General features: G+C 60.1%; 32 protein-coding genes and 1 riboswitch. Of the genes, 25 read left to right on the top strand and 7 right to left on the bottom strand.

Annotation, left to right across the window (positions count from 1 at the left end; all coding sequences use genetic code 11):
• Window positions 1–114 precede the first annotated feature (114 nt).
• The 4 genes from FHT92_RS10345 to FHT92_RS10335 all read left to right on the top strand — a co-directional run bounded on the left by FHT92_RS10345 (window position 115) and on the right by FHT92_RS10335 (window position 2,455).
• Window positions 115–390 (top strand): DUF4242 domain-containing protein, encoded by a 276-nt coding sequence (locus FHT92_RS10345; RefSeq protein ID WP_183824539.1) that lies wholly within the window; start codon window positions 115–117, stop codon window positions 388–390.
• A gap of 437 nt (window positions 391–827) precedes the next feature.
• A riboswitch (Fluoride riboswitch) is annotated at window positions 828–889 on the top strand.
• Window positions 890–965: 76 nt separating this feature from the next.
• Window positions 966–1,397, top strand: a complete 432-nt coding sequence (gene crcB / locus FHT92_RS10340; RefSeq protein WP_183739808.1) for a fluoride efflux transporter CrcB — start codon at window positions 966–968, stop codon at window positions 1,395–1,397.
• A 120-nt stretch (window positions 1,398–1,517) separates the two neighbouring features.
• Window positions 1,518–1,886, top strand: a complete 369-nt coding sequence (locus tag FHT92_RS29255) for a hypothetical protein (RefSeq protein WP_246735210.1) — start codon at window positions 1,518–1,520, stop codon at window positions 1,884–1,886.
• Complete coding sequence (locus FHT92_RS10335; RefSeq protein WP_246735209.1) at window positions 1,886–2,455, top strand: hypothetical protein; 570 nt, start codon at window positions 1,886–1,888, stop codon at window positions 2,453–2,455. Before FHT92_RS29255 ends, FHT92_RS10335 begins: the two co-directional genes overlap by 1 nt.
• A 141-nt stretch (window positions 2,456–2,596) precedes the next feature.
• On the opposite strand, the gene FHT92_RS10330 is transcribed toward FHT92_RS10335, so the two are convergent.
• Window positions 2,597–3,265, bottom strand: coding sequence for a hypothetical protein (locus FHT92_RS10330; RefSeq protein ID WP_183824536.1), 669 nt, complete (start codon window positions 3,263–3,265; stop codon window positions 2,597–2,599).
• A 279-nt stretch (window positions 3,266–3,544) separates the two neighbouring features.
• On the opposite strand from FHT92_RS10330, the gene FHT92_RS10325 reads away from it, so the two are divergent.
• Window positions 3,545–4,303, top strand: a complete 759-nt coding sequence (locus tag FHT92_RS10325) for an SDR family oxidoreductase (RefSeq protein WP_183824533.1) — start codon at window positions 3,545–3,547, stop codon at window positions 4,301–4,303.
• A gap of 140 nt (window positions 4,304–4,443) precedes the next feature.
• Window positions 4,444–4,770 carry a hypothetical protein gene (locus FHT92_RS10320; RefSeq protein WP_183824530.1) on the top strand — a complete coding sequence of 109 codons (327 nt, stop codon included), beginning with the start codon at window positions 4,444–4,446 and terminating at the stop codon, window positions 4,768–4,770.
• Between the two features lie 54 nt (window positions 4,771–4,824).
• On the opposite strand, the gene FHT92_RS10315 is transcribed toward FHT92_RS10320, so the two are convergent.
• Window positions 4,825–5,892 (bottom strand): DUF4375 domain-containing protein, encoded by a 1,068-nt coding sequence (locus FHT92_RS10315; RefSeq protein ID WP_183824527.1) that lies wholly within the window; start codon window positions 5,890–5,892, stop codon window positions 4,825–4,827.
• 159 nt (window positions 5,893–6,051) lie between these two features.
• On the opposite strand from FHT92_RS10315, the gene FHT92_RS29085 reads away from it, so the two are divergent.
• Window positions 6,052–6,489, top strand: coding sequence for a hypothetical protein (locus FHT92_RS29085; RefSeq protein WP_210278421.1), 438 nt, complete (start codon window positions 6,052–6,054; stop codon window positions 6,487–6,489).
• Between the two features lie 12 nt (window positions 6,490–6,501).
• On the opposite strand, the gene FHT92_RS10305 is transcribed toward FHT92_RS29085, so the two are convergent.
• Window positions 6,502–7,758: an MFS transporter gene (locus FHT92_RS10305; protein ID WP_183824521.1), complete on the bottom strand. Its 1,257-nt coding sequence runs from the start codon at window positions 7,756–7,758 to the stop codon at window positions 6,502–6,504.
• A gap of 69 nt (window positions 7,759–7,827) precedes the next feature.
• Here FHT92_RS10305 and FHT92_RS10300 point away from each other — a divergent pair, with 69 nt between their 5' ends.
• Window positions 7,828–8,259 carry a helix-turn-helix domain-containing protein gene (locus tag FHT92_RS10300; RefSeq protein WP_183824518.1) on the top strand — a complete coding sequence of 144 codons (432 nt, stop codon included), beginning with the start codon at window positions 7,828–7,830 and terminating at the stop codon, window positions 8,257–8,259.
• A gap of 398 nt (window positions 8,260–8,657) precedes the next feature.
• Here the strand turns inward: FHT92_RS10300 and FHT92_RS10295 are convergent, their stop codons facing one another.
• Together FHT92_RS10295 and FHT92_RS10290 are read right to left on the bottom strand one after the other, a co-directional pair.
• Complete coding sequence (locus tag FHT92_RS10295) at window positions 8,658–9,062, bottom strand: SMI1/KNR4 family protein (protein ID WP_183824515.1); 405 nt, start codon at window positions 9,060–9,062, stop codon at window positions 8,658–8,660.
• Entirely contained in the window at window positions 9,050–10,366 is a 1,317-nt protein-coding gene (locus tag FHT92_RS10290) for a hypothetical protein (RefSeq protein WP_183824512.1), read from the bottom strand. Before FHT92_RS10290 ends, FHT92_RS10295 begins: the two co-directional genes overlap by 13 nt.
• A gap of 225 nt (window positions 10,367–10,591) precedes the next feature.
• Between FHT92_RS10290 and FHT92_RS10285 the strand changes: the two genes are divergently transcribed.
• The 6 genes from FHT92_RS10285 to FHT92_RS10260 all read left to right on the top strand — a co-directional run bounded on the left by FHT92_RS10285 (window position 10,592) and on the right by FHT92_RS10260 (window position 14,958).
• Window positions 10,592–11,035, top strand: coding sequence for an SRPBCC family protein (locus FHT92_RS10285; protein ID WP_183824508.1), 444 nt, complete (start codon window positions 10,592–10,594; stop codon window positions 11,033–11,035).
• A gap of 42 nt (window positions 11,036–11,077) precedes the next feature.
• On the top strand, window positions 11,078–11,515 hold the full coding sequence (locus FHT92_RS10280; protein WP_183824506.1) for a VOC family protein: 438 nt from the start codon (window positions 11,078–11,080) through the stop codon (window positions 11,513–11,515).
• 228 nt (window positions 11,516–11,743) lie between these two features.
• A complete protein-coding gene (locus FHT92_RS10275) occupies window positions 11,744–13,381 on the top strand; it encodes a PAS domain-containing sensor histidine kinase (protein WP_183824503.1) in 1,638 nt (545 codons plus the stop codon).
• Window positions 13,382–13,390: 9 nt separating this feature from the next.
• The gene (locus FHT92_RS10270) at window positions 13,391–13,792 is read left to right on the top strand and encodes a PleD family two-component system response regulator (protein ID WP_183739762.1); all 402 of its coding nucleotides are present in this window, start codon (window positions 13,391–13,393) and stop codon (window positions 13,790–13,792) included.
• A 101-nt stretch (window positions 13,793–13,893) separates the two neighbouring features.
• Window positions 13,894–14,415, top strand: a complete 522-nt coding sequence (locus FHT92_RS10265) for a cytochrome P460 family protein (RefSeq protein WP_183824500.1) — start codon at window positions 13,894–13,896, stop codon at window positions 14,413–14,415.
• An 87-nt stretch (window positions 14,416–14,502) separates the two neighbouring features.
• Window positions 14,503–14,958 carry a DUF4952 domain-containing protein gene (locus FHT92_RS10260; protein WP_183824497.1) on the top strand — a complete coding sequence of 152 codons (456 nt, stop codon included), beginning with the start codon at window positions 14,503–14,505 and terminating at the stop codon, window positions 14,956–14,958.
• Window positions 14,959–14,991: 33 nt separating this feature from the next.
• Here FHT92_RS10260 and FHT92_RS29840 read toward each other — a convergent pair whose 3' ends face one another.
• The gene (locus FHT92_RS29840; protein ID WP_409527149.1) at window positions 14,992–15,282 is read right to left on the bottom strand and encodes a hypothetical protein; all 291 of its coding nucleotides are present in this window, start codon (window positions 15,280–15,282) and stop codon (window positions 14,992–14,994) included.
• A 303-nt stretch (window positions 15,283–15,585) separates the two neighbouring features.
• Between FHT92_RS29840 and FHT92_RS10250 the strand changes: the two genes are divergently transcribed.
• Together FHT92_RS10250 and FHT92_RS10245 are read left to right on the top strand one after the other, a co-directional pair.
• Entirely contained in the window at window positions 15,586–16,410 is an 825-nt protein-coding gene (locus FHT92_RS10250; protein ID WP_210278420.1) for an ApaLI family restriction endonuclease, read from the top strand.
• Entirely contained in the window at window positions 16,400–17,617 is a 1,218-nt protein-coding gene (locus tag FHT92_RS10245; protein WP_183824495.1) for a site-specific DNA-methyltransferase, read from the top strand. The genes FHT92_RS10250 and FHT92_RS10245 overlap by 11 nt, the downstream gene beginning before the upstream one ends.
• A 49-nt stretch (window positions 17,618–17,666) precedes the next feature.
• Here the strand turns inward: FHT92_RS10245 and FHT92_RS10240 are convergent, their stop codons facing one another.
• Window positions 17,667–19,802 (bottom strand): M48 family metallopeptidase, encoded by a 2,136-nt coding sequence (locus FHT92_RS10240; protein WP_183824492.1) that lies wholly within the window; start codon window positions 19,800–19,802, stop codon window positions 17,667–17,669.
• Between the two features lie 307 nt (window positions 19,803–20,109).
• Between FHT92_RS10240 and FHT92_RS10235 the strand changes: the two genes are divergently transcribed.
• The 9 genes from FHT92_RS10235 (at window position 20,110) to FHT92_RS10195 (ending at window position 26,249) form a co-directional block, all read left to right on the top strand.
• Window positions 20,110–21,516 carry an adenylate/guanylate cyclase domain-containing protein gene (locus tag FHT92_RS10235; RefSeq protein ID WP_183824489.1) on the top strand — a complete coding sequence of 469 codons (1,407 nt, stop codon included), beginning with the start codon at window positions 20,110–20,112 and terminating at the stop codon, window positions 21,514–21,516.
• Between the two features lie 178 nt (window positions 21,517–21,694).
• Window positions 21,695–22,228, top strand: a complete 534-nt coding sequence (locus tag FHT92_RS10230) for a YegJ family protein (RefSeq protein ID WP_183824487.1) — start codon at window positions 21,695–21,697, stop codon at window positions 22,226–22,228.
• A gap of 177 nt (window positions 22,229–22,405) precedes the next feature.
• Window positions 22,406–22,804: a DUF1236 domain-containing protein gene (locus FHT92_RS10225; protein WP_183824484.1), complete on the top strand. Its 399-nt coding sequence runs from the start codon at window positions 22,406–22,408 to the stop codon at window positions 22,802–22,804.
• Window positions 22,805–22,911: 107 nt separating this feature from the next.
• A complete protein-coding gene (locus FHT92_RS10220; RefSeq protein ID WP_183824481.1) occupies window positions 22,912–23,802 on the top strand; it encodes a DUF1236 domain-containing protein in 891 nt (296 codons plus the stop codon).
• A gap of 50 nt (window positions 23,803–23,852) precedes the next feature.
• Window positions 23,853–24,014, top strand: a complete 162-nt coding sequence (locus tag FHT92_RS10215; RefSeq protein WP_183824478.1) for a hypothetical protein — start codon at window positions 23,853–23,855, stop codon at window positions 24,012–24,014.
• A gap of 48 nt (window positions 24,015–24,062) precedes the next feature.
• Window positions 24,063–24,329, top strand: coding sequence for a hypothetical protein (locus tag FHT92_RS10210; RefSeq protein ID WP_183739735.1), 267 nt, complete (start codon window positions 24,063–24,065; stop codon window positions 24,327–24,329).
• 179 nt (window positions 24,330–24,508) lie between these two features.
• Entirely contained in the window at window positions 24,509–24,811 is a 303-nt protein-coding gene (locus FHT92_RS10205) for a KTSC domain-containing protein (protein ID WP_183824474.1), read from the top strand.
• A 354-nt stretch (window positions 24,812–25,165) separates the two neighbouring features.
• Window positions 25,166–25,615, top strand: a complete 450-nt coding sequence (locus FHT92_RS10200; RefSeq protein ID WP_183739730.1) for a DUF805 domain-containing protein — start codon at window positions 25,166–25,168, stop codon at window positions 25,613–25,615.
• Window positions 25,616–25,808: 193 nt separating this feature from the next.
• Window positions 25,809–26,249, top strand: a complete 441-nt coding sequence (locus FHT92_RS10195) for a DUF805 domain-containing protein (RefSeq protein ID WP_183824471.1) — start codon at window positions 25,809–25,811, stop codon at window positions 26,247–26,249.
• Window position 26,250 lies beyond the last annotated feature (1 nt).

The following is a 26,250-nucleotide window of genomic DNA, read 5'->3' as shown; positions in this document are numbered from 1 at the left end:
CAGCGTGCCCAAATAGGGCGGAGAGAGGAAGAAAATGGGGAGATATCCCGATGTGCGGGCAGGCTCTTCGGCGTAGCGTCCATCCCGTCGATGCCACGCGAACAGGAGGTCGCCATGCCCAAATATCTCATCGAACGGAACATTCCCGGCGCAGCCAAGCTCACGCCCGAGCGGTTGCGGGAGATTTCCGCCACGTCCAACAAGGTCGTTGCCGGTCTCGACCGTCCCTATAACTGGATCACCAGCTATGTCGCCGGCGACAAGATCTATTGCGTGCATGAGGCCGACAGCGCCGAAACCGTCTACCGCCACGCCCGCGAAGGCGGCTTCCCGGCCGATCTCGTCACCGAGATCGCCTCGGAGATCGGCCCGCAAACAGCACGCGCCTGATTACCCGCGCCCGGCTGTTTGCGAGGGGCGGCGGCCGGCGCTTGCCTCGTTCCCTCCTCGGATACGTTCCGGGAGGGGATGGGGGACGGGAGGTATTCGCGAAATCGCGAGCGAGCTGAAAGGCCGACCGACACCTTCCTCATTCCTGTGCCCTCGTGTCCGCACAAGGGGTGTCCCGGAATCCAGCCTGCCCAAATTCTTGGGCAGGAAAGGCTCATTCCCACTCCCGGGACAAGTGAGCCTTTCGCCACGTCGACACGCCGCTGCTGGATCCTCCCTTGCGCCAACACGAGGGCACAGGAATGAGAGGGACGGGGGAAACGACATTGGGTCGACCCTTCACAGCATAGCAGAGCTAACCAAGGCTCTTCGCCGCGACAACTCCACCCAGCCGTCCGTCTTCCCCTTGCCACCCTGCCGCAGTCTGCGCTATATATCGCGCCAATGGGGATGGAGTACCCCCGAAACCGCCGTAAAGGCTGATGACTCCTACCGTGTTCAACCGCGGTGGGAATCTGTCCGGAACCCGCTGCAGGCGGGTTTTTTGTTGCCCGCCCGAGATTTTTGGAGCGAGTATGTCACTTTATACCTGTCTCATCATTATGGCCGGTGGCGCCTTGGGCACTTTCGCCCGCTACGCTGTCTCGGTCCTCGCCATGCCGATCAGCCGCGATCTGCCCTGGGGCACGATCATTATTAATATTACAGGCTCGCTGGTGATCGGCCTTTTCAGCACGCTGACGCTCGCCAACGGCCGCTTTCCGGTTTCCGACAATATGCGTCTCTTCGTGATAATCGGCTTCTGCGGCGGCTATACGACCTTCTCCTCCTTCAGCCTGCAGACGCTCGAGTTATTGCGAACAGGTGCCGTGGTGCGGGCTTGCATCAATGTGGCAGCGTCCGTCGTGCTCTGCATCGGGGCGGTGGCTGTCGGCCATTTCATCGCGACGCGGATCAACAGCAGCGCGCCTGATGTCGCGCAGGTGGCGATCGAGGAACAGGCGTAAGGGGAGTCGCTTCGTCCCCCCCCAACGATCTAGGGGCGGCATTCTTCTCAGGCAGTATCCCCACCGAGGCAGGTGAGTGAACTATGCCGCTGCGCACCCTTAACTGGAGCGGAACTTCCAGTGGCAGGCGCGCAATTGACAATTTTTGAAAATTTGCCCTTCTTGTCGTGTCTCAATCTCAACTGGAAAGAGACAGCAATGCGCAAATCCTTCTATGCTTCCCAAAGCGTCTACTCCGAACCTGGCCCCTATCGCGAAACATTGATGGGCGGTGGCGTAGAGCCCAAATCAATTGCTCGATGGATTAGTTCATTCATGCAGCATCCTCGCGGGGCGGAGTCCGAAGAGCGAGGTTTCAAACCCGAACAGGCCGCCGATCTGGAGCTTCGTTCGGTTGAAGAGATTCTGTCTGTCGCCGTAAAACGCAATTTGCTTGAAGGCGACTGCCAACAGCACAAGGTCGGCGGCGTATGCCGGGATTCGCTATAATGGCGGTTAGTAGATTTCGTGAGAGCTGCATCCCGGCTCGCCTTCGTGTGGGGTTTGCCGACTATCTGGTGGCCGACCGTTGGGAAGATCATTGGCTTTGCGAATGGCATGACGGTGGGCGTTGGAAACGGCTCGATGTAGAGTTTGCGGCTATCGGGGGAGTGTCTTTCGACACCTTGGATGTGCCAGGCGATCGGTTCCTGACAGCAAGCGAGGCTTGGATTCGGATCAAGGGCGACGCGGAGATGGCCTCGCGATTTGGCGTATCGAGTCTCAACCTTGGGGGAGAGTGGTTCGTCGCCGGAAGCCTGCTTCGAGAAATGGCAGCCCTGCGTAAGCTGGAACTGAAACCGTGGGATTATTGGGGTCTATCGAAGAACCTGTCCCCCGTTTCAACCGGGTTGTCGCAAGAGGCGAGGATAGAGCTAGACGATCTCGCGTCACGGCTCACGACCGTCACTATCGACGGGGAGGACGAGCCGGACGCTTTAGCGGACTGGCCTTTACCAGGCGAGGTTATCAGCTTCCCACAAGGTGAGGCTGTGGCTGTGGTGTTGCATAATTCCTGAGACATCGACACTTTCCCCGGGGGCCGGCGGCCGCGCGGCGACGGGCGCAATGAGGGGGGAAGAGATTATTCTGCCCGTGGGAAAACCCACGAGAGGTGCAATCGATCCGCCGGGTATGCGGCCCGGCGGATCGAGCGGCCGTTAATTCCCTGTCGAGGTCGGGGCGGAATTGGACAGGGATTCACGGATTTGGTCGATTTTGCCGTCGGCGTCTCCGACGCCGAGGATGGTCTTGGCCTCGGCGAGGGCTGCCGGGCTCACTTCGCCGGTGCGCGTTGCCGCGGCCAGCGCGTCTTCCAGTGCCGCATCGCCGAGCACCGGATCGTCGGCTGCAGGCTCGATGCCGTTATCGAGCTCAAACTGGGCATAGGCCATGGCGTAGGCGGAGATCGCCGTCATCTTCGGATCGGACGTGTGCATATAGGCCTTGTAACTCCGGTTGAGGGAGTTCAGGCCCGCAAGCTCGGAGCGAATGTTCTTTTGCTTGCTATCGTCAGTGGTCTTTTTCGCTGACTGAGATTTTCCCTTCGCCTCGCCGGATTTCCCCTTCGTCGCACTGCCGGACTTCGAGCCGTCGCGCAATGAACTGCCACCCTGGTTGCCGTGGTTTTCATGGCTGCCGCTTTGTCCACCGCCATTGCCGTTGCCGCCGCCGTGTCCACCGCCGCTGCCGCCGCCATTACCTCCGCCGCCGCCGCCGTTTCCGCCGTCCTTTGCCATGGCGGCAATATCGAAGCCGGTGATCGCCAGAGGGCTGGAAGCCATGATCATTGAAAGCGCAGTTATGGACGCAAAAGTTGCAATACGCATTGGTCTCTCCTTCGCAGGATAGGTTCATCGAAAGTCATGGGATCGCCGACTCGGGAAGGCGGCCATCAGGATGACCATGATGTTAGGTGCGAATTGCAGAGCGTGCATCGGACCGAGGTCCGGCATCCGCCGGACTATGGTCCTAGAGAGCGGTAGATGGTTAACGGGTTTCGGCGGTTTGCCATTTATCCGGCGGGCAGATGGCCGATCTGGAATCGGGTGGCTGCCGGTCTTCATATTTCCTACCCCTCCACGACCATCAAAACAGGAGGTTTGGACATGGAACTGAAAGACAAGGTCATCATCATCTCCGGCGCAAGCAGCGGCATCGGAGCGGCCGCCGCCCGGCTGTTTGCGGCGAGAGGCGCGAAACTCGTGCTTGGGGCGAGGCGCGCGCAGAACCTTGCGGCGCTGGTTTCCGAGATCGAAGAGAGCGGCGGCACTGCCATGTCTCTGGCTGGTGATGTGTGCGATGGAGCTTACGCGCAGGCGCTGGTCGACCGGGCGCTCGAGGCCTATGGCAGGCTCGACGGGGCTTTCAACAATGCCGGCATCGTCGGCGAGATGGGCGCGTTTGCGGAAATGAGCGCGGCCAATTGGGAGACGGTGATTTCCACGAACCTGACGAGCGCTTTCTTCGCGCTGAAGGCGCAGCTGCCGGTGATGAAGGCACAGCGCAGCGGCTCGATCGTCTTCACCTCGTCCTTCGTCGGATACAGCAATGGCGGCTTGCCCGGCATGGGAGCCTATGCGGCGTCGAAGGCCGGCCTGATCGGCCTCGTGCAATCGGTCGCGGCCGATCATGCGGCCGATGGCATCAGGATCAACAGCCTGCTTCCCGGCGGAACCATCACACCCGCCGGCGGGGAGAACAACCCTGAAATCCTCGATTATATCGCGAGCCTGCATCCGATGAAGCGGATGGCCGCTGCCTCGGAAATTGCGCAGGCAGCGCTCTTCCTGCTGTCGGACCAGTCGAGTTTCATGACCGGCAGCCCGATGATCGTCGACGGCGGCATGTCCGTTCGGCTGCTCTAGCAGAACTGGCCTCGGGCGGTGGTCGCGCCGCCCGAGGCGGGGAATTTCGATGGTGTCCCGGAAGGTCACCAGCGCTTCACGCCGCGCTCGATTCCTGACATAGTTGCGCAGAGACAACCAACCGTCGTGGATATTGCGTCATGAGTTCGCAGACACGTGAAAAAAGCACCATGCACGCACCTACCGGGTCCGTTACAGGGCTTTGCTCTGCGTCCGCCACCATGTTTGCGGTCGGAATGGCCTTTCTGGGTTACTGGGGGGTCTATGAACAGGGGAGCTGGCGTGCTGTCGATTATCTTGTGATGATCGTCGCCGTCATCGGATTTGCAGCACTTGGCTGCGTTCCCTGGATTGTGACCACACCCGTCGCAGAGGATGAGGCAGACAAGGTCGCCGTTGCCAGGCGAGCGATGGCACTCGGGACGGGGTTAATCTGGACGGCCGTCTGCATTACCGTATTTGCCTGAGTTGCCCTGCGTTACTCCATACGATTGGCGGCTAGCCTTCGAAGTATTTCCGGCCTATCGCGGCAGCAGGTTTTCGCGTTTGGCGAGCGTGATCAGGGCAGGCGTTATTTCTCCGTCGTCGACCTCATAGGTGAGGGCGGAGAGGGCATCATCCCAGGGCCCCCATTCGCCGGCAAAATTCAATACCCGCCGTTTCTGGGTATCGGTCGGATAGGGCTTGCTGAACATGTCGATGCCGCGCTCGATAACATCGGCATGCCTGGTCAGTCCGAGCTCGCGCAAGGCGACTGCGACATCGGGGGCATAACGGCCGGACGAATTGAAGAAGAACTGGTGGACGCCGCCATTCAGCATTTCCGCGTTGAAATAATCGACGACGTAGATCTGCTTCAGCGCTTTCGGAAGGCGATCGATCTCGGCATCCTCCATCTTGTTGAGTTTTCCCGTGAGATAGCTGAGCCGGTCTTCGTCATCGATCTCGGCGCGCGCCCTGGCGGCCCATTCGACAAGCACAGGCGTGCGCTCGACATAGTTGCGGATGGCGGCCCGAAGCTCGGTCATCTCACCGAAGGCGGCGTCGAGCGCGGTAAAATCGGCGTCCGCATTTTGGGCCGCGAGATCGCGCTCTGCGGCAAAGGCCTCCGCCTGCCGCGTCAGGCCGGCCGCTGTCAGCGCTTTCAGCACGGCATCGGCGTTGCGTGCCGGATCTGATTTTTCGGTCATCGCGGTCATCTCGTGGAACGTATCCTCGCTCACGGACTGGCCCTGCGCGACCAGCAGTTTCTTGGCTTCCTCCGTGATCTTGCGCCCCTCGGCGACCGTAGTGAAGAAATGGTGCAGCCCGCTGCCCGGCGCCACGTAGTGCAGATACGAGAGCCAGAAGAGGTTGCGCACATCAGGTTGCAGCCGGCCGATATCGGCCAGTATCGGCCCCTTGTCGTCATCGTATTTCACCCGCATGATCTGCGGCAGGAAGGTCGTCTCGATGACGAATTCGGTGGACATGGTCGTCAGGGCCTGCAAATCGCGCGCCTCCGGTTGCGTTTGATCGGATGCCGCGGAAGCTGTGGCTACGATCGCACTGGTAAGCAGGGCGGCGAGCAAAACACTGGCATATTTCATGGATATTTTTTCCCGTGGCGCTGGTAGATTTGGCGGACTACCTGCAGAGGTCAAGCCCGGCGGACACGCAGGGAATGAGGTCACCTACCTCTCCCGCCGAAGGGCGCACCGCATCATGATGGGAAGTTTCGCTTGGAGTAGGCTGAACAGATGGCGCTCATGAAGAATGTTCTTGGTTTTGTCGTTGCGATCATAGTTGTTTTTGTTTTCACGAACGCTGGCCTTGGGCAGATCGACAGTCAGTCCTCCAATGCCTTGGCGGCTGCCAATGATCGGAGTACCGGCGTCATGGTGCAAGGCATCGAAGCCGATGATCTTCGCAGCTTGAACCTTCGGACCGGTGTGGCGACAGCCGATTTTGCGGCAGGTCGTCATGCCGTTATCAGCCGGCAGGTGGCCGATGCGCTTGCCGTCAAGGTCGGTGATCGGTTCCTTCTGATTGACCCTCAAGGCGCGCGGACACCGCTTGGTGCTGTGCCAAGAACGACGACCTTTAAGGTCGCCGCGGTCGTGGAGTTCGCGCCATCTGCCGACGCGACCATTACAGTTTACGTCTCGCGCAAAGCTTTTGAAGAGTTATCCGGCGGTGCGCCGTGATGTGACTGGATATCAGCCACCGGAAGCAGTCGTGGTCGACGTCCGTTTGAAGGCGCCCGCGAAGATGACTGCCATGGCTGATAGCATCAGCCCGCCGGCAAGCAGGAAGGTCAGCCGCATACCGGCCGAGATGGCTTCAGGTGCGGCATGGATGAAATCCTCCGTGCCGGCGCCGTAGGCGAAGACGGCGCCCATGAGGGATGCGCCCGACATCAGGCCGATATTGCGCGACAGGCCGAGCAGGCCGGAAGCTGTGCCGCGCCGCTCCTTCGGCACATCGGCAAGGGCTGCGGTATTGTTGGCGGCCTGGAAAAGCTGGTAGCCGGGCGTCAGTACGATGATGGCGGCAATATAGCCCGCGACATCCAGTATCTGCGGGAGGATGGCCAGCAGGAAGGCGCCGGCGGCGAGCAGGGCAAGGCCGATCGAAAGCACGGCGCGCGCGCCCCAGGCATCGACCAGCCGGCCTGAGGGCACGCCGCTGACGATGGAAATGACCGGACCGACGGACATGACGAGGCCGACGACTGCGGGTGTCAGGCCAAGCGCCAGACCGAGATAGAAGGGACCGACCACCAGCGTCGTCATCATCACGGCGGCCACCACGATATTGACGATGAGATTGGGGAGGAGGCGCTTTTCCATCACGGCAAGCATACCCGCCGGGCGCACCTTGCCCCTGGCCCTATCGACGGGCAGCGTCGCGATCGCCAGGATCAGCGCAAGTGACGCCAGCGGCACCTGCACCCAGAAGATGCCGCGCCAGCCGGCAAGCGGGATCAGCGCGCCGCCGAGCGAAGGGCCGAGCGCCGTGCCGAGCGCGGAAACCGTGCCAAGCAGGCCCATGGCGCGGCCGATGCGCGCCTCGCTTGCGGTCTCGCGCATCAGCGCCATCGAGATCGTCATCAGGAAGGCAGCACCGATGCCCTGAACGGCACGCGCCGCCATCAGGAGCGGCAAATCGGGTGCGGCAGCCGAGAGCAGCGAAGCCATTGCAAAGAGGATAAGGCCCGCAAGCTGTATGCGCTTCAGCCCGTAGAGATCGCCGAGCCGGCCGGCGATGACGACCGAAATCGTCAAGGCTGCGAGATAGCTGACCACGACGCCCTGCACCTCAGCGAAGGGCGCCGAAAAAGCTTTCGCCAGATCGGGTAGGGTGATGTTGGCGATGCTGGTGCCGAGCGAGGCGAGCAGCATCGAAAGCGACAGCGTCAGCGTCACGCCCCGTCTTTCCGTTTGCTCCGATCCTGTCATTTCTGCCTGTTGCATATCCATGTCCTCTTGCTTGAAATGTCATTCAAGCGCAGGCTACGAATTCAAGCCGACTTGAGGTCAAGCATGAAATTTCTGGATATCGGAGAGGTCTCCGCGCGAAGCGGAATCAAGCCCTCGGCGCTGCGCTACTATGAGGAGATCGGGCTCATCACCTCGGTCTTCCGCCATGGGCTGCGCCGCCAGTTTCCGCCCGAGGTGCTGTTGCAGCTGAAGCTGATCGCCATGGGCAAGACAGCCGGCTTCTCGCTCGAGGAAATATCGGGCATGTTCGGCAAGACCGGCGCTCCGGAACTGCCGCGCGCCGTGTTGCATCAGAAGGCCGATGAGATCGATCGCCAGATCCGGGAGCTGACGGCGCTCAGCGACACGCTGCGCCATGTCGCCGAATGTTCGGCACCCTCGCACATGGAATGCCCGACCTTCCGGCGGCTGGTCGAGGTTGCGGGCAAGCGAGCGGGCGCGGGCAAGGGCAGGCGGGCAGGCAAGGTCCAGTAAGGCCGGGCGACGGCTTGTATGGCTCACTCTCGCCGGCGCTTGCTCCGTCGCGTGCCATCATAAAATCCCGGCGGCTTCTTCCTCCCCAGGCGACGAAGGTCTGGATGGCGGGATGGGCAAGCAGAGCCTCGACGGTCGAGTAGGACTGTTCCAGCTCCGCTTCGCTGAACTGCGCATGGATCTGGCGATGGCAGATGCGGTGCAGGACCTGCGTCTCCCGTCCGCCGCGGCTCTTCGGCACCAGATGATGCTCGTCCCGCTGCTCGGCCGGAACGACCCGGCCGCAGAGCGGGCAGATATCAGGCGTCGGCGCCTCATACCAGGAGATGACGTCTCGGTTTCTCTTTCGCGCCATCAGGCAAGATTAGCCGCAAGCCGGACCGGCAGGCAACGGGCCATTACCAGCCGTCGCCGCGCTCGATCGCCGCGATGAATTCCTCGAAGGAGCGGCCGAGAATACGCACCTCGTTTGCCCAGTCTCCGGCAAAGACGAAGGGAATGGAAATATACTCGCCCTTGACGAAACCATAGGCGGTCGGCCCTCCATTCGAGCCGATCAGCAACTGGTCGTCGCGGAATTCGAAGATCTCGTAGCCGTCAGCGCCGGAGAGTTCCGCCGCACTCCAGAGGACCAGATAGCCCTGGCCGATTTCGCCGTTGAAGCCGTTGGATTCGGCGAGGAAGGCCTTGATCTCCGCCGGCAGGGTGATCTTCAGCTTCGCCTCGCAGGCGGCGATCTCGGCCGGGCTTGCGCCCGGCAATTGGCAGCCGTCGCCAAATTTCTCCAGCATCAGCACGCCCATTCGAGCTTCATCTCCTTGAGGTCGATCTGCGCGACGCCGTCGCCAAAATTGAAGCCGCCGAAGATTTCCGAGATCTCGATGTAATAGGGCGAGAAATCGGGATAGCCCTGCATCGGAAACATCGTGCCGCCGAGATGGGCGTGCCAGTCCTGAAAGCGGTCCAGCCTCAGTTCCTGGCCTTCCTCCGAATAGGCTGCGATATAGCCGCTGAGCTCATTCTCGTGGCTGAATTCGCGCGCCGGCCTGCCGACATTCGGATCGCCCTCGCGCAATGTGATCACGACCGGCCAGCCGTAATCGAGCGCCTCGCGGCCGGGCAGGTTCTTCCAGCGGTTCTGAGGACGGGCTGCTGCCAGAAGCTCGTTGACGGCAAGTCCGCCGGGCGAAAAGACGTTCTTTGGCTGCTGCTCGGCCGCCGTCCTCGGCAGGTTGAATTCGCCGAAATAATCGAGCGGCGATTTCGAAAGCCAGCCGGGAACAGGGGCGCCTTCGATCTCCGGTGGGACGCCGAGCGGAGCTGCAAGCTCCTCCTCCGTCAGCCAGAAGAGAACATAGTTGTTGTCCATGAATTCCATGTCGAAGCGGTGAGGATCCACGCGGCGCGCGCCGCCGGCGCCGGCATTCCTGCTTGCCGGTGGCGTTTCCCATTGTTCGTCGACGAAGAGCGAGATCGCTACGTATTCATCACCCTGCGTGCGGTATTGCGGCGGCAGTTTCACTGTGAAGGCGTGGCGAAGCGGCATGCCGTTGGTAGCGCTGATTGGCCATCTGTCGCCATCGATGCCTGGCGGGCGGCCGTAGCACCAGCCATTCTTTGGGCGGCGGGCGAGATTGACAGGGTCGGTGAGCGTCAGGTCATAGGCCTCGGTAAGATCGGGATCGGCATATTTATAGGGTCGCTCCGGATAGACCGCTGTCGGGTCCGTGAGGCTGATCATCCTGACGACGTCCTCCCTGATGGCGACGCCGAGATCCAGCGTATCCGACAGGTGCATCTTCAGGTTGGTCCAGCCATATTTCTCCCTCTCGTCGGAAATGCGTTCGGCGCCGGGATAAAGCCGATGCAGCTCGTCGGCCGGCATTCCCATCGTGACACCATGGATAGGGGGAAGCTTGAAGGGTGCTCGAAAATAAACCTCGCCGAGCCTGCCATCGGCGGTAATGCGCGTGCCGAATTCCTCGACATGCAGACGGCCTTCCGCCTGGATGCTCGGCTCCTCCCAGCTCGTCCCCAAAGCCGCCTTCAGCTCCTCCACGGATACACCCGGCTGCATCGGCGCCAATTTCGCATTGTCTATCGGCATGCGCGTCCTCTCTCGCTGATCGTCCCGCGCGAGAAATAGGACGGGTTGGAGACAGGGCAATGACGTGGCGGCAGGTTGGGAATATGTTTGTGCGGTCGTCTGTTTCGGAAGGCCGCTCTATGGTCGGCGACAGGGGAGAAGAAAAAAATCAATCGCGCTGTCGGATCGGCAGAAGCTGGCCCGTCCTAGAGGCATTGCATAAGTTCAATCCGAAGGAGGATCATCATGCCGAGCACAATTCGTCTTCACCGCGTCCTGGCAACCACACCGGAAAAGGTCTATCGCGCCTTCCTGGAAGCGGATGCCGTGGCCAAATGGCTTCCGCCCAACGGCTTTACCTGCACGGTTCACCATCTGGAGCCGATCGTCGGCGGAACGCACAGGATGTCTTTCCGCAACTTCACGACCGGCCACAGCCATTCTTTCGGCGGCGAGTATCTTGAACTCGTTCCCGGCCAGAAGCTTCGCTACACCGACAAATTCGACGACGCCAATCTGCCCGGCCAGATGGAGGTCACCGTGACACTGACGAGGGTCTCGGTCGGCACCGAAGTCGATATCGTGCAGGCTGGCGTCCCGGATCTCATCCCGCCGGAAGCCTGCTATCTCGGCTGGCAGGAATCGCTGCGCAATCTCGCACGTCTCGTCGAGCCCGATATCCAGCAGTAAGCCCGACACTTGTAGATTACAACGACACCTTGGAGACCGGACATGGCGCTCAAGCGAATGGACAATGTCGGAATCGTCGTCGAAGACCTCGGAAGAGCGATTGATTTCTTCCGCGAACTCGGCCTCGAACTCGAAGGGCGGGCTATGATCGAAGGAGAATGGGCCGGACGTGTCACAGGGCTGGGCAATCAGCATGTCGAGATTGCCATGATGCGCACGCCTGACGGACACAGCCGGATCGAGCTCTCCCGCTTCCTTGCGCCCGATGTCGTCGCCGATCACCGGAGCGCCCCGGTCAACGCGCTCGGCTACCTGCGCGTCATGTTCGCTGTCGATGACATCGACGAGACGCTTGAAAGGCTTCGCATGCACGGCGCTGAGCTCGTGGGCGAAGTCGTCCAGTACAAGGACGCGTACCGGCTTTGCTACATCCGCGGGCCTGAAGGGATTCTCATCGGGCTCGCCGAGGAACTCCGCTGATATCCGGCAATACGCATCCAAACCAAAGAGGAAGCCGGGTCTGGACTCTGCCAGATCCGGCTTCTCCGTGTTGCCGAAGATGGCTGCGTGCAGCAACCATGGCCGGGAAGAGCACGCGGATCGCCCTATCCTCGGATTTCTTCATGGCTAAAACAAAGCCCGCCCGCTTCAGTATTCGGTAACGCTCTGGTTGTAGATTAGCACTCAATTAAGTTGAGAGAGTGCGTCGTGAACATCTCCAAAGTCGATCATTGCTCTTCCGCCGAGCCTGCTCTGCAAACGCCTCATCCCGATCTCCTGAAAGACCTGTTCGAGGATGCAGCGAGGCCGACGATCATCAAGGACGATCAATCGCGCTTTCTGTTCATTAACGGCAAGGCGTGCGAGATGTTCGGCCTCAAGCTCGACGAGATCCTCGGCCGCACCGACGATGACTTCCTCCCGGCCGATGAGGCGGCACGGGTGCGGGAAGCGGATGCACAGGTCCTGGCGACAGGCAAGGCATGTCTGATCGAAGAAGAGATCACGGCGCCGGATGGTTCGATCCGCACGTTCCAGACCCACAAGCGGCGGTCCTTCATTCCCACGGCCGAGGGGAAGAAGCCGATCGTCGTCGTCGTTATCTACGATCTTACCGATCTTCGTCATGCCGAGCAGGTCTTGAAGGCCAGCGAGGAACATTACCGGTCGCTGATCGAGCTCCATCCCCAGACGCCCTGGGTGGCCGACGCGGAAGGAAACGTCATCGAGGTCGGGCCTGGCTGGCAGGACGCTTCCGGGCGCGAAGTCAATGAGGCGATGGGGCAGGGCTGGCACAGGACCCTCCATCCGGACGACCTGCCTGATGTCGTGAAGACATGGGAGGCGGCGGTTGGGACCGGGGCGCTGTTCGACATGATCTACCGGATCGGGACGGTCAAAGGGCGGTATCGGTGGTATCGCAACCGTGCCGCGCCCAAACGCGATGGCGAAGGGAAGGTGGTTCGCTGGTATGGCCTCCTTGAAGACGTCCACGACCGACAGCTGGCTCTCAAGGCGCTCGAAACCAGCGAGCGCAGGCTGCGCCAGCATCGCGACGAACTCGAGAAAGTCGTGCAGGTGAGGACGGCGGAAGTTCAAGAAAAAAATATGGAGCTCGACCGCCTCCTCCAGCATGAGCGGCAGATCAACGCCCTGCAGCGCCGCTTCGTGGCGATGATCTCGCACGAGTTCCGGACGCCTCTGGCCGTCATCGACGGAGCGGCTCAGCGGCTCACGCGGACAAAGGCGGCGGTCACGCCGCAGTTTCTGGAGGACAAGGCCGCGCAGATCAAAGGGGCCGTCGCCCGGATGGTCGAACTGATGGAAAGCATCCTTGCCGCTGGGCGGCTGGAGATGGGAACCATTGCCATCAACAAGGAGGCCAGCTCGTTGAGCGCGGTGCTTCGCCAATGTATCGCCAGCCGGGCGGAGATCAGCAAGGGCCACACGATCAGCCACGATCTTGCGGAACTGCCGGAGCTGCAGATGATCGACAAGGCCGCAATCGAACGGGTCTTTTCCAATCTGCTGTCGAACGCGGTGAAATATTCACCCGCCGGTTCGAACATCCGCGTCACCGGCTGGAGGGACGGCAGGCACGTTCGCGTCAGCGTTACCGATGCGGGGATAGGCGTCGATGCGGATGATCTGCCGAAGCTGTTCGAGCCCTATTTCCGCGCCCGCAGCGCCACTGGGATCGCCGGGACGGGGATCGGCCTCAACATCGTCAAGGAAATCGTCGAACTGCATGGCGGATCGATTTCCGTGGAGAGCACTCTGGGGCGAGGCACCACCTTTACAGTCGAGCTGCCGTTCGACGAATGCATTGAAAAACAATCAGCCTGAGAGAGAACAATGATCAGCATACTCTGCATAGATGACGAGACGGAACTTCGGCAGATCCTGGTGGAGGAACTCGAAGACGCCGGCTTCAAGACCTTACAGGCTTCGAACGGCCAGGAGGGGCTTGAAATGATCGTCTCGCATTGGCCCGATCTCGTCATTTGCGATATTTCCATGCCCGTGATGAGCGGTCATGAGCTTCTGGCCGAACTACAGGTGAACTATCCGGAGCTCGCGCGAACGCCGTTCATCATGCTGACGGCTTTGGCCGACCGTGACAACATGCTGTCGGGCCTGCAGGCCGGCGCCGAAGCCTATTTTACCAAGCCGATCGACTTCGATCTGCTGATGGCAAAGGTCTCCGGGTGTGTCACGCGCATCGAGAACGAACGCAGGGTGGGGCATGGCCTGTAGGCGGCCTGCCGCGGGCGGTGTCCACCATATCAAAGTATGATTTCGCCTGCCGGAATATCTGCGAGGATCGCTTCGTCGTCTGATCGCAGGAGAATATTTCGATGAAGCAGATTATCGTGGTGTCGCTGGCCGTCGGCCTGGTTACCGGCCTGATCGGTTACAATGCCGCCGCATCCGGGGCGGCCGATGAGGGACACGCACCGGCTCTGTCTGAGCTGCCTGCCGGCTACCGCGACTGGCCGCTGATCACCGTGGCGCATGAGGAAGGCAAGCTCAACGATATCAGGGCCATTCTGGGCAATGATATTGCGATCAAAGCCTTCCGGGAAGGGGCCACCACCTATCCCGACGGTACCATCATCGGCCGCCTGGCCTGGGATTATCACCCGCTGGAAGAAAGCAAGGCAGCCTTTGGCGCAGCCCAGTCATTCGTTGCCGGGGTGCCCAAGAACGGCGTGCAGTTCATGATCAAGGACGCGAAAAAATATGCTTCGACCGGCGGCTGGGGATATGTCGAATTCGACGACGGCAAACCTTCAGCGACAGCAATGCCCGAAGCGTGTTTTGCCTGCCACTCGGTCGTCAAGGACCGCGACTTCGTGTTCAGCCGGTATGCGCCCTGACTGGCCTGTCTGTCCTGAAATCGATTGTCCGCTATAAAGGCCCATGCCGTTCATGGGGTCGTCCGGGCGGCGCAGTTAAGGTTGGATATGAAGCTCGCCGTTTGTCTTTTTGCCATGTGGTCGCTGGCTGGCGCCGCCGCAACGCCGCTGATGGCAGCGTCCGCCGGCATCCCCGATGCCAAGGTGACGGCGCAGGATTGCGGTGACTTCCTGGCGCAGATGCACAGGAAGCCCGCTCATGTGGAATATGCCGGGTGCAGCTACGTGCCGGATCGGCAGGGCAAACCGCTTCAGGCGACATACCGCCTATCCGGCCGGTACGCGGCTTCCACCGAAGCCTTTCTCATCAAGGCCGTGGGTTTGAACCGCCTCAAGCGCTCCTGTTGCATCTGGGATTCGCCCGCCAGCCAGTTCCGCGATTCATTGGGGCGCGACTTTCTGATTTCGATGGGCTCGGAGGAAACCTTTGTCTCCCGCCGCAGCGAATGGCACCGGATCGCCGTGTTCGCGATCACGGTGGAGACGTTTACGGAAGAGATGTAACAAAAGCGGCACGAAGCGGTCCGCGCCGGGCCTTCATTCGATCTGCTCATCCAGTTGCTGCGCGACCGTCTCATAGTGGCGCGACGAGGCGGCATTCCCCTGCTTGGCGTATAAGCCGGCGACTTCGCGAGCGGCCTTCGCTGCCGCGCGGAACGCGTCGAGCCTGACCTGCGGTTCCAATTCCGCATCGCCGCCGATATCGCCGTCCTTGAAGCGGCCGACCCGATAGCCTTCATCGTCGATCACCCCGATGACGGGGACTCCGGCGCGCATGTCCCCATAAAAAGCAGGTCCGGCGCGATCGCCGTCGCGGCGACGCAGCATTCCGGGTCCGAAAGCTTTGTTATCAGGGCATGCGCCGATCCAGTAGGTCGGACCTGACGTCAGCGACGCGGGAGACACGAATTCGCAATGGCTGGCCGGATCCTTGGACCATGTCAGGCTGCCTGCCGGCTCCTGCGCCTGCAGAGGAGGCGCGCACCATAGGGATGCGGCGACTGCGAGAGTAAATGCGACCTTGAATGACTTTCGCTGCTGCAATTAGTTATCCTCTTTTCCTGTCCGGCGTGGTCAAGTCTCACGGTTCGAGCCAAATTTCTAGTCGGGGATTGTGACGGGCAAAACTGATTGTTGCTGATTTCACGAACCGGACAGCACGTTACGCTGGCTTCGCTTTCCCACAGAGGGAGTGCCCGCAAAAGTCCACAGCGGTTTTGCTGGAATTGCTCTAGCTTTGCGTGCATCCATATTGATGTGGGAGAGGCGCTGAATAATCTGGACCGCGAGTCTGGAGTATGCTCCTTTGTCGAAAAAGGGGCGTTTATGATTTTATATAAAGAGATTCGGGCGCTGTCCGACGATTTTGAGAGGCGGCTCAAGTCGCAAATCGAAGATCGCGTCCTGGAGATGGATGACGACGATCGATCCCATCATATCCTTTACCAAGTCCTCGGAATTACGGCCGCTGAAGGCCATGATATCGATGTCTATCAGAACAAGGGCCGATTTCTTTACAAGTATGCGGGGTCATTTCTTGAAGCTGCCGCAAAACTCTGCGTCCAGTATCGTTTCCCTCAAGCTGGTTCCAAACGCATCGACAACACTCTTGGCCTGCGGCCTAAAACCTTTGAAATCGATTCCCTGACGCCTCTGAAGGACGCGATCGAAATCAAGTGGCGTGATGCAACCACCGATGGTGACCATATTACCAAGGAGCACACCCGGCTCAAGGTCATCCACGCCGCCGGTTACAAGCCGGTTCGAGTGATGTTCTATTATCCCAATCGTGCCCAGGCTCGAAAAATCCAGCAGGTCCTTGAAGATCTCTATATAAGCCTTAAGGGCGAGTACTATTACGCGGACAGCGCCTGGAAGTTCATCAGAGAGTACACGGGCGTTGATCTCTTAGCGGTCATAAGCCGCATCGCGGAGGAGAAAACCGGTGGAAAATGAGGTTCTTGACGGGGATTGCCTCGAGGTTCTCCGAACCATTCCGGCGAACTCCGTGAATCTGGTTTACCTGGATCCGCCTTTCTTCACCGGACGAAAACATAGCAGTTCGTCTCGCGACGGCTCAAAACGTTATTCCTTCGACGACATCTGGCAACATTCGTCGGAGTATTTCGAGTTCCTGGTCGAGCGGCTGTTGCTTTGCAGGCGATCGATGAAAGCTGATGCATCGATATTCTTCCATTGCGATCACAACAGCACCCATATTGCACGACAGGCTCTCGACCTGGTTTTCGGCTCGGAGAACTTTCAGTCCGAAATCATATGGGCCTACAAGCGCTGGTCCAATGCAAAAAGAGGGCTGCTCCAGCAACACCAGAACATCCTCTTCTATGGCAACGGCCCTGATTTTAAGTGGAATCCGGCGTTCGTGGATTACAGCGCGACGACGAATGTCGACCAGATCCTGCAAAAGAGAACACGGGACGACCGCGGCAAGTCGATCTATGCAACCGGCGAAGATGGTTCGATCGTTTTTGACGGCAACAAAAAAGGCGTTCCGCTGGGAGATGTCTGGAATATCCCCTTCCTCAACCCTAAAGCAAGGGAGCGAACCGGCTATCCCACCCAAAAGCCTCTTCTGCTCCTGGAACGCATCGTGGCGTTAGCCTCCGATGAGGGCGACCTTGTGCTGGATCCTTTCTGCGGGAGCGGGACAACCTTGGTCGCGGCAAAGCTCCTGAATCGAAGATTCCTTGGCATCGATGTATCAAATGACGCCACGACATTGGCCAAGGCGCGGCTGGAAGCACCGGTAAGAACAGATTCCGCCCTCCTCAGGAAAGGCGTTGAGGCCTACCTGAACAATGACCCATGGGTTGAAGCACATCTTGCAGGGCTAGCGGTGACCCGCATTCAGCGCAATACGGGTGCGGACGGTCTCTTGAAAGACGGGCTTGGTGGAAAAGCAGCCTTCGTAAGGGTCCAACGCCAGGGGGAAAGCGTGGCGGAGGCCGCTTCCGCCCTTAAAAAGACAGTGCGCAGTAAAGGCGACGCGGTCGGCGTACTGATCGCGACGGAAAGCGATCTTTTCGGCTACACCGATAGCGACATTCACATCCTTCGCTCACCTGCACTGCAACTGAGCGAACTCGTCAATCTGCCTGATGCCGATGACATATCAGACATACCGATGAGCCGAACTGCATAGAGCTTCGGTAAAGACCCTCTGATCGTCTCATTTGCCTCAGACGCGCCTCTCAAGAGAACTTGGAAAGCTCCTTCAGCGCGTGGGCCGCGTTGTGGTAACGCTCGACGAGCGCGCTGAATTCGGCCGCCTTCATGCCGCGGATGCCCATTGCGCCGATCGTGACGATGCGTTGTTTGCGGTCGATCTTGCTGTGAAGCGCGCGCCACTTCTTTGCGGGAAGCGAGGCGGACGGCGCCAGCAAAAGCCGCAGCGCAAACCGGTTGGAGGCAAAGACCTTATGGGCGTCGATATCAGTCCAGGCGACCGGCCGGTCGAGCATCCAGGCCCGCAGCTCCGCCGGCGTCAGGATCATGAGGGGCTGCGCCGCCGATCTGTGAAGATAGAGCGCGTAAAGGCCGCACATGACGACGCCGGCTGCGGCAATACCGGATACCAATGCCCTGGCGAAATAATCGTGCGCGAAGCCGATCTCCGCCGCAAAGACCGTAACCATCAGCCCGAATCCTGCGAAGATCGCCGCAACGATCGCCATCGTCCAGATCATCGGCTTGACGTTGTCGTAGACAACGGTTTCGCCCGGCGCGGCTGCGGCAAGCGCTTCGAGCGTCTGCCTGCGAGCCGAGCGCAGGTCGCGCAGGTGGTTCAGGTAATCGCCGCTCAGCTGCCTGCAGAGCGCCTTCCAATCCGAGAAAAGCTCGAAGGCGAAGGTGAGACCGGCTGGTTTCGGAGCGCGGGTGGCGATGCCGAGCAATCTCTCGTCGGCCGTCAGCCCCATTGCTTGAATGCGCTGGATGGTCGGCGGGTGGGTATCGGTCGGATGCGGCTGCCGGTCTTCGAGCAGGGAAACCGGATCGGACCAGCCGTTGGCGCGAACGAGATCGGAGGTTTCGGCCACCAGGTCGGACGCGGGCTCGGAATTGTCAGCGGAAAGCGTCCGTTCTGCAGCAAGGCCAAAGACGTGATTGAGGGCAGGGGCGATCAGCCCGGTCCGGATGAGGGCAGAGGCCGCGCCGACGACGGAGCTGGAGCGCGCGCCGCTCCGGTCGGCATCGAACTCGCGGATGCGGCTCCAATGGTTTACCGCGTGGTCGAACTGCTCAAGGGCATGAAAGCCCAGCAGGGCTGCGGGATAGAGGACGAAGCTGCCGCCGTCGCCGCGCTGCAGAGCCGTTAGCGATCGCCAGAGGCCGGCATAGATCGGCGTGAACCTTTGGCTGTAGAGCGTGTCCTTGCCGGAAAAATGCGCCAGTTCGTGGCCGATGACCGCAGCCACTTCCGGCTCGTCGAGCAGGTCGAGATAGGGGGTCGGCAGGTAGAGCGTTCGCCCGGCGACGACTTCGTTTTCCGGCCAAAGCCGCAGCTCGCTTTCGGTGACGAAGAACCCCTGGGTGAGGCCGACGACAACAGTGTCCGGCCGCACGGCCTGCTGCCGGTCGGCGAGATCGCGAACGAAGCGGAAAAGACCGGGCGCATCGGCCTCCTGCACCCTGCGCCCGAAAATATCCATCGGCTGCGGCGCGAAAAGCGCAAAGACATCCTTGAGACCGCGCAATCCAAGGAAGGCGCTGTAGAGGGCAAGACCGGCGAGCATCAGGGCGAGGGCGAAAAGCTTGGCGCTGCCGGATGAGAAATCCGCCCAGAGGCCCATGCTGATCGCCTCGAACACGGCTGCACAGACGATGCCGATGCAAAATCCGATGACGAGCGCCGCAAGGATGAAAGGCAGTATGATGCGCAGGCGTCCGAAGCTCCTGACCAGCTGCTCCTGAGATCGCCGCGCCCTCAAGCCGCTGACGGTTGCCGTGGCAAGCCCGAGGATGCCGCTTGCGAATGCCAGGATCGCACCGCCGATCGTGCCCCAGGGAAGCGGCCGGCGGATCGACGAAATCTCGAGATCCTCTTCGGCTCGCTCCAGCGCCGCAGCGACTTGCGGTACGGCGACCATCGCGGAGAGCGATTTCGCTCCCGCGTCTCCCTGAAACGTCAGCATGGCTCCCGGTTCGGTTTCGGCAATTTTCCTGACCTGAGCGAGTGTCGTCGTAAGCCCTTCCGACAACTCCTTCGACTGCGCAAGCGTCTCCGCTGCCCGCTCGGCCTGCCATAGACCGAGGCCGAACAGGAGTGCCGGAACAAGGACCAGCCAGACCGCAAGGCTCACATTCCGTGGAAGCTCGAGTTTCCGCATCATCCCTCCCTGACCAGGGTGTCCAGCCAATAAGTCAGCCAGCAAAGTGGCCCCCAAATATTGCCGTATCAATTGTACGGCGAGTGGCTAAGATCAACTGCACCTTGAAAAAAATCGGCGCGCTGTTGCCGGTGAGGCACGCACTCCCCGATCGGTACGCGGGCAGTTCCGCGGGCCTTGCTCGCAAGAGCGGCCGATCCGGCGCTGCACGGCATCCGGCCATTCCGATGTCTATCAGGAGATTCCGTGATATAATGGCCATCTGCAGGCGGCCTTACCAGCCGTTCGGTGCACGGAGACTGATCCGATGAGCGAAGTGGACGTGCTTTTTGCAGCCTTGCGACAGTCGGCCGACCCGCAGACGGTCGAGCGCATCGAGGATGTCGTCAGGCACGGCGCCGATCGAGAACTCAACCGCATCAATGTGCTCGCCTTCGCTGGTGCGTATCATCTCGATGAAGAGAAAGTGATCGCGGCCTTTCTCCATGCTGCCCGCATAGGCGCCTTCGAGATGACCTGGAATGTGCTTTGCCCCGGATGCGGCGGCGTGCTCGACAGTGGTGCCACCCTGAAAAGCGTCGACCGGGAGGCCTATCATTGTGCGCTGTGCGCGGCCGGCTACGAGCCGACCCTCGACGAGATGGTCGAGGTCACGTTCACGGTCAGCCCGCGGGTGCGCAGGATCGCCGCCCACGACCCCGACCGGTTGCCTTCGCTCGAATACTACCGCCAGGTCTTTTTCAGCACCGGCGTCGACCTGCCTGACAATCTGGAAGAAAGGTTCGCGCACGTCCTTCTGGAGGAGGTCGAACTAGAGCCGGGCGAGAGAGCTCTTGTCTCGCTGCAGCTGCCGCCGCAATTCGTCATCATCTTCGATGCGGTGACGCATTCGGCGCAGTTCATCGACGTGCAGGGCTTGCCGACGGATGAACGCCAGAATCTCTCGATGGTCATCAGCCAGGGGCATGCGCCGAACGAAACGCTGACGCTGCGCCCAGGCCCGCTGCGGCTGACGCTGGAAAACCATACCGATCGCCGGGTGCTGCCGAATGTCTGCATTGCCGGAGACGAGCTGCACGATATTCTCGGCCACAGGCGACCTTTCCTGACGGCCAAGCGGCTGCTGACGAACCAGAGTTTTCGGGATATCTACCGGACCGACACGCTCGATGTCGACCAGCGCCTGAAGATCACCAGCCTGACCTTCCTCTTCACCGACTTGCGCGGCTCGACCGCTCTTTACGAGCGCGTCGGCGATCTCGCCGCTTTCGATCTCGTGCGCACGCATTTCCGCGTCCTGCACGAGATCGTCGCCACCGAGGCGGGTGCGGTGGTCAAGACCATCGGCGACGCCGTCATGGCGACATTCCCGAGCCCGGACAGGGCGGTGGCGGCGGCGCTGAGAATGCGCGAAGCGATGCTGCAGCTGAACGCCGAGCGAGGCAGCGAGGATCTCCTCCTGAAGATCGGCATCCACGAGGGGCCATGCCTTGCGGTCAACATGAACGACCGGCAGGACTATTTCGGCCAGACCGTCAACATCGCCTCGCGCGTGCAGGAGCTCGCCGAACCGCATGTGATTTTGACGACGGAAGCCGTGGTCGATAACGAGCAGGTTTCGGAGATCCTGCGCGACGGCGGCGTAAGCTCGGTGTCGCGCATGGAGGAGCTTCATGGCATCGGGCGCGAGGTGAGGATATTTGCGCTGTCGTGAGGGGTGGTGCAGGGGCGTCAGAAAGGTGGAGGGGCACTCGGCGAGCCATCCCGCCTGAACGATGCCGTGCCTGCGAAGACGCGGCCCTTATGATTTTCATGTTCGAGCTCGAATATTGGAAAACAATCTCAGACCCCTATGTTGCTGTCGAACGGGACAACAATCGTGGGTTTATCGGATGTTGTGCAGCATTCTCCTAGTTTCGCTGGTGTTTGGCCTGTCCATACAAGTCATCCCCACCGAATTCGCTTTGGCCGAGGACAATCCAAACGTTCAAATAATCAAACGTGGCGATCCGGCCATGGCCAAAGCTCACGAGAAATCCCAAAAGGGCCTGGACGCCTTCCTTGAGAAATTGAGCAATCCGCCGCCGGGAACCGAAAATTACAACGTCAAACTGGGTTTCACAGACAAGGCTAAGGGTGTGGCACTGACGACGGATCAGATGGCGCAGGGGGTGGAATTCATGTGGGTCTCTCGAATCCAGCGATCCGGCGATCATTTTACCGCTCTTCTTGGCGACACGCCGGAATACATCCACAATATCAAGTCGGGTGATCGCGTCGAGTTTACGAAGTCCGATATTTTCGACTGGCTCTATGTCGAGAATGGCCAGGTGAAGGGAAATTATACTGTTTGCCCGTTGCTATTGGCCGGTCCGAAAGAGCAGTTGGAAGAGTATCGCGTTAAATACGGCATAGTCTGCGATTGATCGCGATATAGCTCGGCATTGCGCGCCAACGCAGCCGATACCCCACCTAAAAGCCCCCACCTCAGACCAAGGTCCGTATCACCCCGGACTGAGGTCGCATGCCGGGAACAGCCAAGGGCTCCCGTCGTTGGTTTGACAGCGGTCAGGAAGGCCGCGTCGAACGAAAGGAGGATCCATATGTTTGTCAAGCTTATCGCAGGTGCGGCCGCAGCGGCGGCCCTGATGTCGGGCGTTGCCTTCGCCCAGTCTTCCACTGTCAACGGCGCTGCAGGCGGCGCGGTCACCGGCGCGATCGTCGGCGGGCCGGTTGGTGCTGCCGTCGGTGGCGTTGCCGGTGCCGTGGTCGGCACGGCGATCGATCCGCCGCCGCAAAAGGTCGTCACCTATGTCCGCGAAGCGCCGGCGCCTTCGACCCGCGTCGTGGTCAAGGAAAAGGTGGTCGTCGGTCAGCCGCTTCCTGAAACCGTCGTCGTGACGCCGGTCCCGGAAAACCCGAAATATTCCTATGCAATCGTGAACGACGAGCGCGTCATCGTCGAACCGTCGTCACGCAAGGTGATCCAGGTCATCAACTGACCGGACCAGGACGCGCCAAGCCGCGTCCGCCCACCCTCAAGAGAAATTGAAGTTCGCCGCACGTCTGCAGCAAAGGCGTCGTGCGGCCTCAAAAAAGCGAGTCTATCATGAAAAGCAAGACCCTAGCCGTTCTGGTGACGGCCCTGTCGATCGGCGTTTCGCCCATTACGCTTCTATCCGCCTCGGCGCAGGAAGCGCCAATCATCAAGAAGAAAGGTGCTGCCCAGACCGAGCAGTCCGGTGGCCAGACGCAGCAGCAACCCGGCGCCGGCGACGCCACGAGCGGTGGCTCTTCCGGTTCCGGCGCTGCAACAGGCGGCCAGGAGGCGCAGCAACCGGCACAGGGTTCCGACGGGTCGACCTCCGGCACGAAGGACGGCACGAGCCAGACGCAGATGAAGTCGGGGTCGGCAAACGGCGGTTCCACGCAATCGGGTACTTCGGCGGGGACTTCGGATGGCGCCAAGGCCAAGCCGACGACCACGGAAACCCAGAAATCCGGCACGCAGGACAGCGGCGCTGCCTCGTCCGATACGCAGAAGTCCGGCACGGACACTCAGAAATCCGGCACGGCCACACAAAAGTCCACGACCGATACCCAAAAGTCGGGCACGGACGCCACTACATCAGGCAGCTCGACCAATACGCAGACCAACAGCAAGACGAATGCCGAGGCCAACGACACGACCGTCAACAGCAATACGGAAAACAACACCACCACCACCGTAGACAAGACGAATGTCAATATTTCCGTCGAACAGCAGACGGAGATCCGTCAGGTCGTCAAGGAAGTGCATGTCGAGCCGGTCCGCGAGACCGACTTCACGGTGTCGGTCGGCACCAGAATTCCGAAGAAGATACGGCTGGAGCCGCTTCCGCCGCGCATCGTCAAGATCGTGCCGCAGTATGAATCCTATCGGTTCTTCATTCTGGCCGATGGCCGGATCGTGATCGTGGATCCGACCGAATACACGATCGTCTACATTATCACGGCCTGACCGGCCGGCTCCGGCGGCGTTCGCGCCGCCGGTTTCTGATGGAGTGAAGGATGATCTACCAGGAGCCGAAAACCGGCAGTTTCACCATGCCCGTCATCGCCATTCTGCTGGCGATGGCCGGGATAGTCATGCTTCTGATATCCAACGCGGGAACTCATCCGCAGGCCAGGGTGTTCGTCCAGATACAGCAGCCGGAAACCGGCAGTAAATAGCGAATATCCTCCCGTCCGATATCGGGCTCGACCAGCTAGCGAATCGACATGCCGATTACAGAAGCAGACCGAATATTGTTCAACCGGGTTTGGGCTCTTGGTGCCAAAGCGGTGAAGAACAATCGCATCTCTGAACTGACCTATGTCACGCTCAGCACGCCGACCCTGGAAGAGTACCAGAACAGCCACGGCAAAAGGATGGCGGATTTGATCAAAGTCGTCCAGCTGGGAATCTCGGAACTGCGCGACAGCGGCGAACTCAGTGAAGCCGACGAAGATCAGGCGACCCGGCTACCGGCAAGACGGCGCACCTGAAACGATCGTTCGACGGTGTGAGGGTTCACACCTTCCAGCCTGGTCGCTCGCCGTCAAAGAACTGTCGAAGACGGGGAGGGCCGGACTTTGGTCCGATTGACGCCGGTTGCCGCTCCGCTAGCTGTATGTCGCGTCCGTCAGGACTGCAAATATCCGGCGTCAAAATCGGGAAAGCAACAATGTTTCGGTGGCTCAGAAGCTCGAAGAACAAAAAAACTGATGCTGATAGCGGGGCGAAAGCATTCCGGCGTCTGACGTATGAGACGGAGACGTCGACGCTATTCCTGGAATTTCACAGCGGCGAAACCCGAACCCATGTCGGTGTCGCATTGGGTCACATCGTCGGGCTCAAGATTGCAGCCGACAAGCTGGCTTATTACGAGAGCCAGATCGCTCGATCCAATATGGCGTTGATAGCGCCAGGCGATGAGGCGGCGGATTCCGCTCCCCGGAACACTGCCGCAGCAGCGAATGCCGTGTGATCGGCGCCGCGGTCACTTCTTCATTTGTTCGTCGTAGGAGGCTACGCGGGCTTTCTTCATTTCCGGAGGTCGGACTTTAGTCCGATTGAAGAGGGCGATCCGCCCGCTAGTTTCCGTTACGCTGATGCCTCCAGAATCAGCATGAAAAGGGTGTCTCTTCCTGATCTCGAGCACCCTTTTCGCCCCCCGCTACAACTCCCCGTATGATCTTTTTTAAATCGCGAGCCCGATCCATCCGGCTTATTGCAATTTCTGCGTTTGAATTGTAGCTGTTTTTCATTGGATACTACTGTCATTCCAAGATGATGGTGAGTCGTCACCGCACGCGCGGCAAGCTGAAATGGGGGCATTTCAATGGGGTTTACTGAAGCTGTTCGTACAGTTCTGAGAGAGAAATATGCAACCTTCTCCGGCCGGGCTTCCCGCTCGGAATATTGGTGGTTTTATCTATTCTATGTCCTGGTCGCGTTTGCGTTTGCGGTTGTGGCTATCGGGGTCGCCACCGCTTCCGGCGGAGTCGAGGGTGGGGTTCCGTCAACGATTATTGCTATCGGCGCTATCGGCGGATTGTTTGTGCTCGGAACGATTATTCCGTTTCTCGCCGTCCAGATCCGCCGCTTCCATGACCGCAACATGTCCGGCTGGTGGTATCTCGCGCTGATTATCCTGGGGCTGATTCCCTATGTCGGCTTTATCGCGAGCATCGCCATTTTCGTGATCAGCGTGCTTCCCGGCACTGTCGGCCCGAACAAGTTCGGGCCGGATCCGCTGCGTCCGGAAGTGAGAGCGGAAGTCTTTGCCTAAAGTGTGATGTCGGGCTGCCGGTGGCGCCGTTGCTGGCCACCGCGGCTCTATTTTTCCTTGAGCAGAGGCGGATCATAGGCGGTCAGGACGGGCGGCTCACAGCCGATGGAACCGCACGCCGGGTTCAGATCTAACCGACGTTTTGTCATTAAAGTGTTTGAATCATTCAGCAAGCTGCAATGGGGGCATTTCAATGGGGTTTACCGAAGCTGTTTGGACGGTTTCCAGGCAGAAATATGCAACCTTCTCCGGCCGAGCCTCCCGCTCGGAATGCTGGTGGTTTCAGCTTTTCTATTGGCTGGTGCTGCTGGCAATTTTTATCATCAGCATTTTGGCGCCCTCGGGTAGCCGTGACGCACCTGCGGTGACGGTTGCTATCATCACGATCGTCGGCGGAATATTTATTCTGGCAATGTTTTTGCCGCAGGTGGGGCTCCAGGTTCGCCGCTTCCACGATCGGAACATTTCAGGTTGGTGGTACCTAGCGCTGTTTATCGCCGGTTTCGTTCCCTATCTTAATGTCATTTCTGGCCTGACGATTTTCGTGATCAGTGTGCTTCGTGGCACGGATGGCCCAAACAGGTTCGGGCCGGACCCGCTGCATCCCGAAGCGATAGCGGAGGTCTTTGCCTGAG

The organism is Rhizobium sp. BK377, assembly GCF_014193935.1.
Classification (GTDB): domain Bacteria; phylum Pseudomonadota; class Alphaproteobacteria; order Rhizobiales; family Rhizobiaceae; genus Rhizobium.
Note: the sequence above shows the minus strand (reverse complement) of the source record. Positions and strands in the feature narration are given on the sequence as shown.

Coding starts and splice junctions, on each gene's coding strand:
- FHT92_RS10345 (WP_183824539.1), top strand. CDS start 115: ATGCCCAAATATCTCATCGAACGGAACATTCCCGGCGCAGCCAAGCTC.
- crcB (WP_183739808.1), top strand. CDS start 966: ATGTCACTTTATACCTGTCTCATCATTATGGCCGGTGGCGCCTTGGGC.
- FHT92_RS10335 (WP_246735209.1), top strand. CDS start 1,886: ATGGCGGTTAGTAGATTTCGTGAGAGCTGCATCCCGGCTCGCCTTCGT.
- FHT92_RS10330 (WP_183824536.1), bottom strand. CDS start 3,265: ATGCGTATTGCAACTTTTGCGTCCATAACTGCGCTTTCAATGATCATG.
- FHT92_RS10325 (WP_183824533.1), top strand. CDS start 3,545: ATGGAACTGAAAGACAAGGTCATCATCATCTCCGGCGCAAGCAGCGGC.
- FHT92_RS10320 (WP_183824530.1), top strand. CDS start 4,444: ATGAGTTCGCAGACACGTGAAAAAAGCACCATGCACGCACCTACCGGG.
- FHT92_RS10315 (WP_183824527.1), bottom strand. CDS start 5,892: ATGAAATATGCCAGTGTTTTGCTCGCCGCCCTGCTTACCAGTGCGATC.
- FHT92_RS29085 (WP_210278421.1), top strand. CDS start 6,052: ATGAAGAATGTTCTTGGTTTTGTCGTTGCGATCATAGTTGTTTTTGTT.
- FHT92_RS10305 (WP_183824521.1), bottom strand. CDS start 7,758: ATGCAACAGGCAGAAATGACAGGATCGGAGCAAACGGAAAGACGGGGC.
- FHT92_RS10300 (WP_183824518.1), top strand. CDS start 7,828: ATGAAATTTCTGGATATCGGAGAGGTCTCCGCGCGAAGCGGAATCAAG.
- FHT92_RS10295 (WP_183824515.1), bottom strand. CDS start 9,062: ATGGGCGTGCTGATGCTGGAGAAATTTGGCGACGGCTGCCAATTGCCG.
- FHT92_RS10290 (WP_183824512.1), bottom strand. CDS start 10,366: ATGCCGATAGACAATGCGAAATTGGCGCCGATGCAGCCGGGTGTATCC.
- FHT92_RS10285 (WP_183824508.1), top strand. CDS start 10,592: ATGCCGAGCACAATTCGTCTTCACCGCGTCCTGGCAACCACACCGGAA.
- FHT92_RS10280 (WP_183824506.1), top strand. CDS start 11,078: ATGGCGCTCAAGCGAATGGACAATGTCGGAATCGTCGTCGAAGACCTC.
- FHT92_RS10270 (WP_183739762.1), top strand. CDS start 13,391: ATGATCAGCATACTCTGCATAGATGACGAGACGGAACTTCGGCAGATC.
- FHT92_RS10265 (WP_183824500.1), top strand. CDS start 13,894: ATGAAGCAGATTATCGTGGTGTCGCTGGCCGTCGGCCTGGTTACCGGC.
- FHT92_RS10260 (WP_183824497.1), top strand. CDS start 14,503: ATGAAGCTCGCCGTTTGTCTTTTTGCCATGTGGTCGCTGGCTGGCGCC.
- FHT92_RS29840 (WP_409527149.1), bottom strand. CDS start 15,282: ATGCTGCGTCGCCGCGACGGCGATCGCGCCGGACCTGCTTTTTATGGG.
- FHT92_RS10240 (WP_183824492.1), bottom strand. CDS start 19,802: ATGCGGAAACTCGAGCTTCCACGGAATGTGAGCCTTGCGGTCTGGCTG.
- FHT92_RS10235 (WP_183824489.1), top strand. CDS start 20,110: ATGAGCGAAGTGGACGTGCTTTTTGCAGCCTTGCGACAGTCGGCCGAC.
- FHT92_RS10230 (WP_183824487.1), top strand. CDS start 21,695: ATGTTGTGCAGCATTCTCCTAGTTTCGCTGGTGTTTGGCCTGTCCATA.
- FHT92_RS10225 (WP_183824484.1), top strand. CDS start 22,406: ATGTTTGTCAAGCTTATCGCAGGTGCGGCCGCAGCGGCGGCCCTGATG.
- FHT92_RS10220 (WP_183824481.1), top strand. CDS start 22,912: ATGAAAAGCAAGACCCTAGCCGTTCTGGTGACGGCCCTGTCGATCGGC.
- FHT92_RS10215 (WP_183824478.1), top strand. CDS start 23,853: ATGATCTACCAGGAGCCGAAAACCGGCAGTTTCACCATGCCCGTCATC.
- FHT92_RS10210 (WP_183739735.1), top strand. CDS start 24,063: ATGCCGATTACAGAAGCAGACCGAATATTGTTCAACCGGGTTTGGGCT.
- FHT92_RS10205 (WP_183824474.1), top strand. CDS start 24,509: ATGTTTCGGTGGCTCAGAAGCTCGAAGAACAAAAAAACTGATGCTGAT.
- FHT92_RS10200 (WP_183739730.1), top strand. CDS start 25,166: ATGGGGTTTACTGAAGCTGTTCGTACAGTTCTGAGAGAGAAATATGCA.
- FHT92_RS10195 (WP_183824471.1), top strand. CDS start 25,809: ATGGGGTTTACCGAAGCTGTTTGGACGGTTTCCAGGCAGAAATATGCA.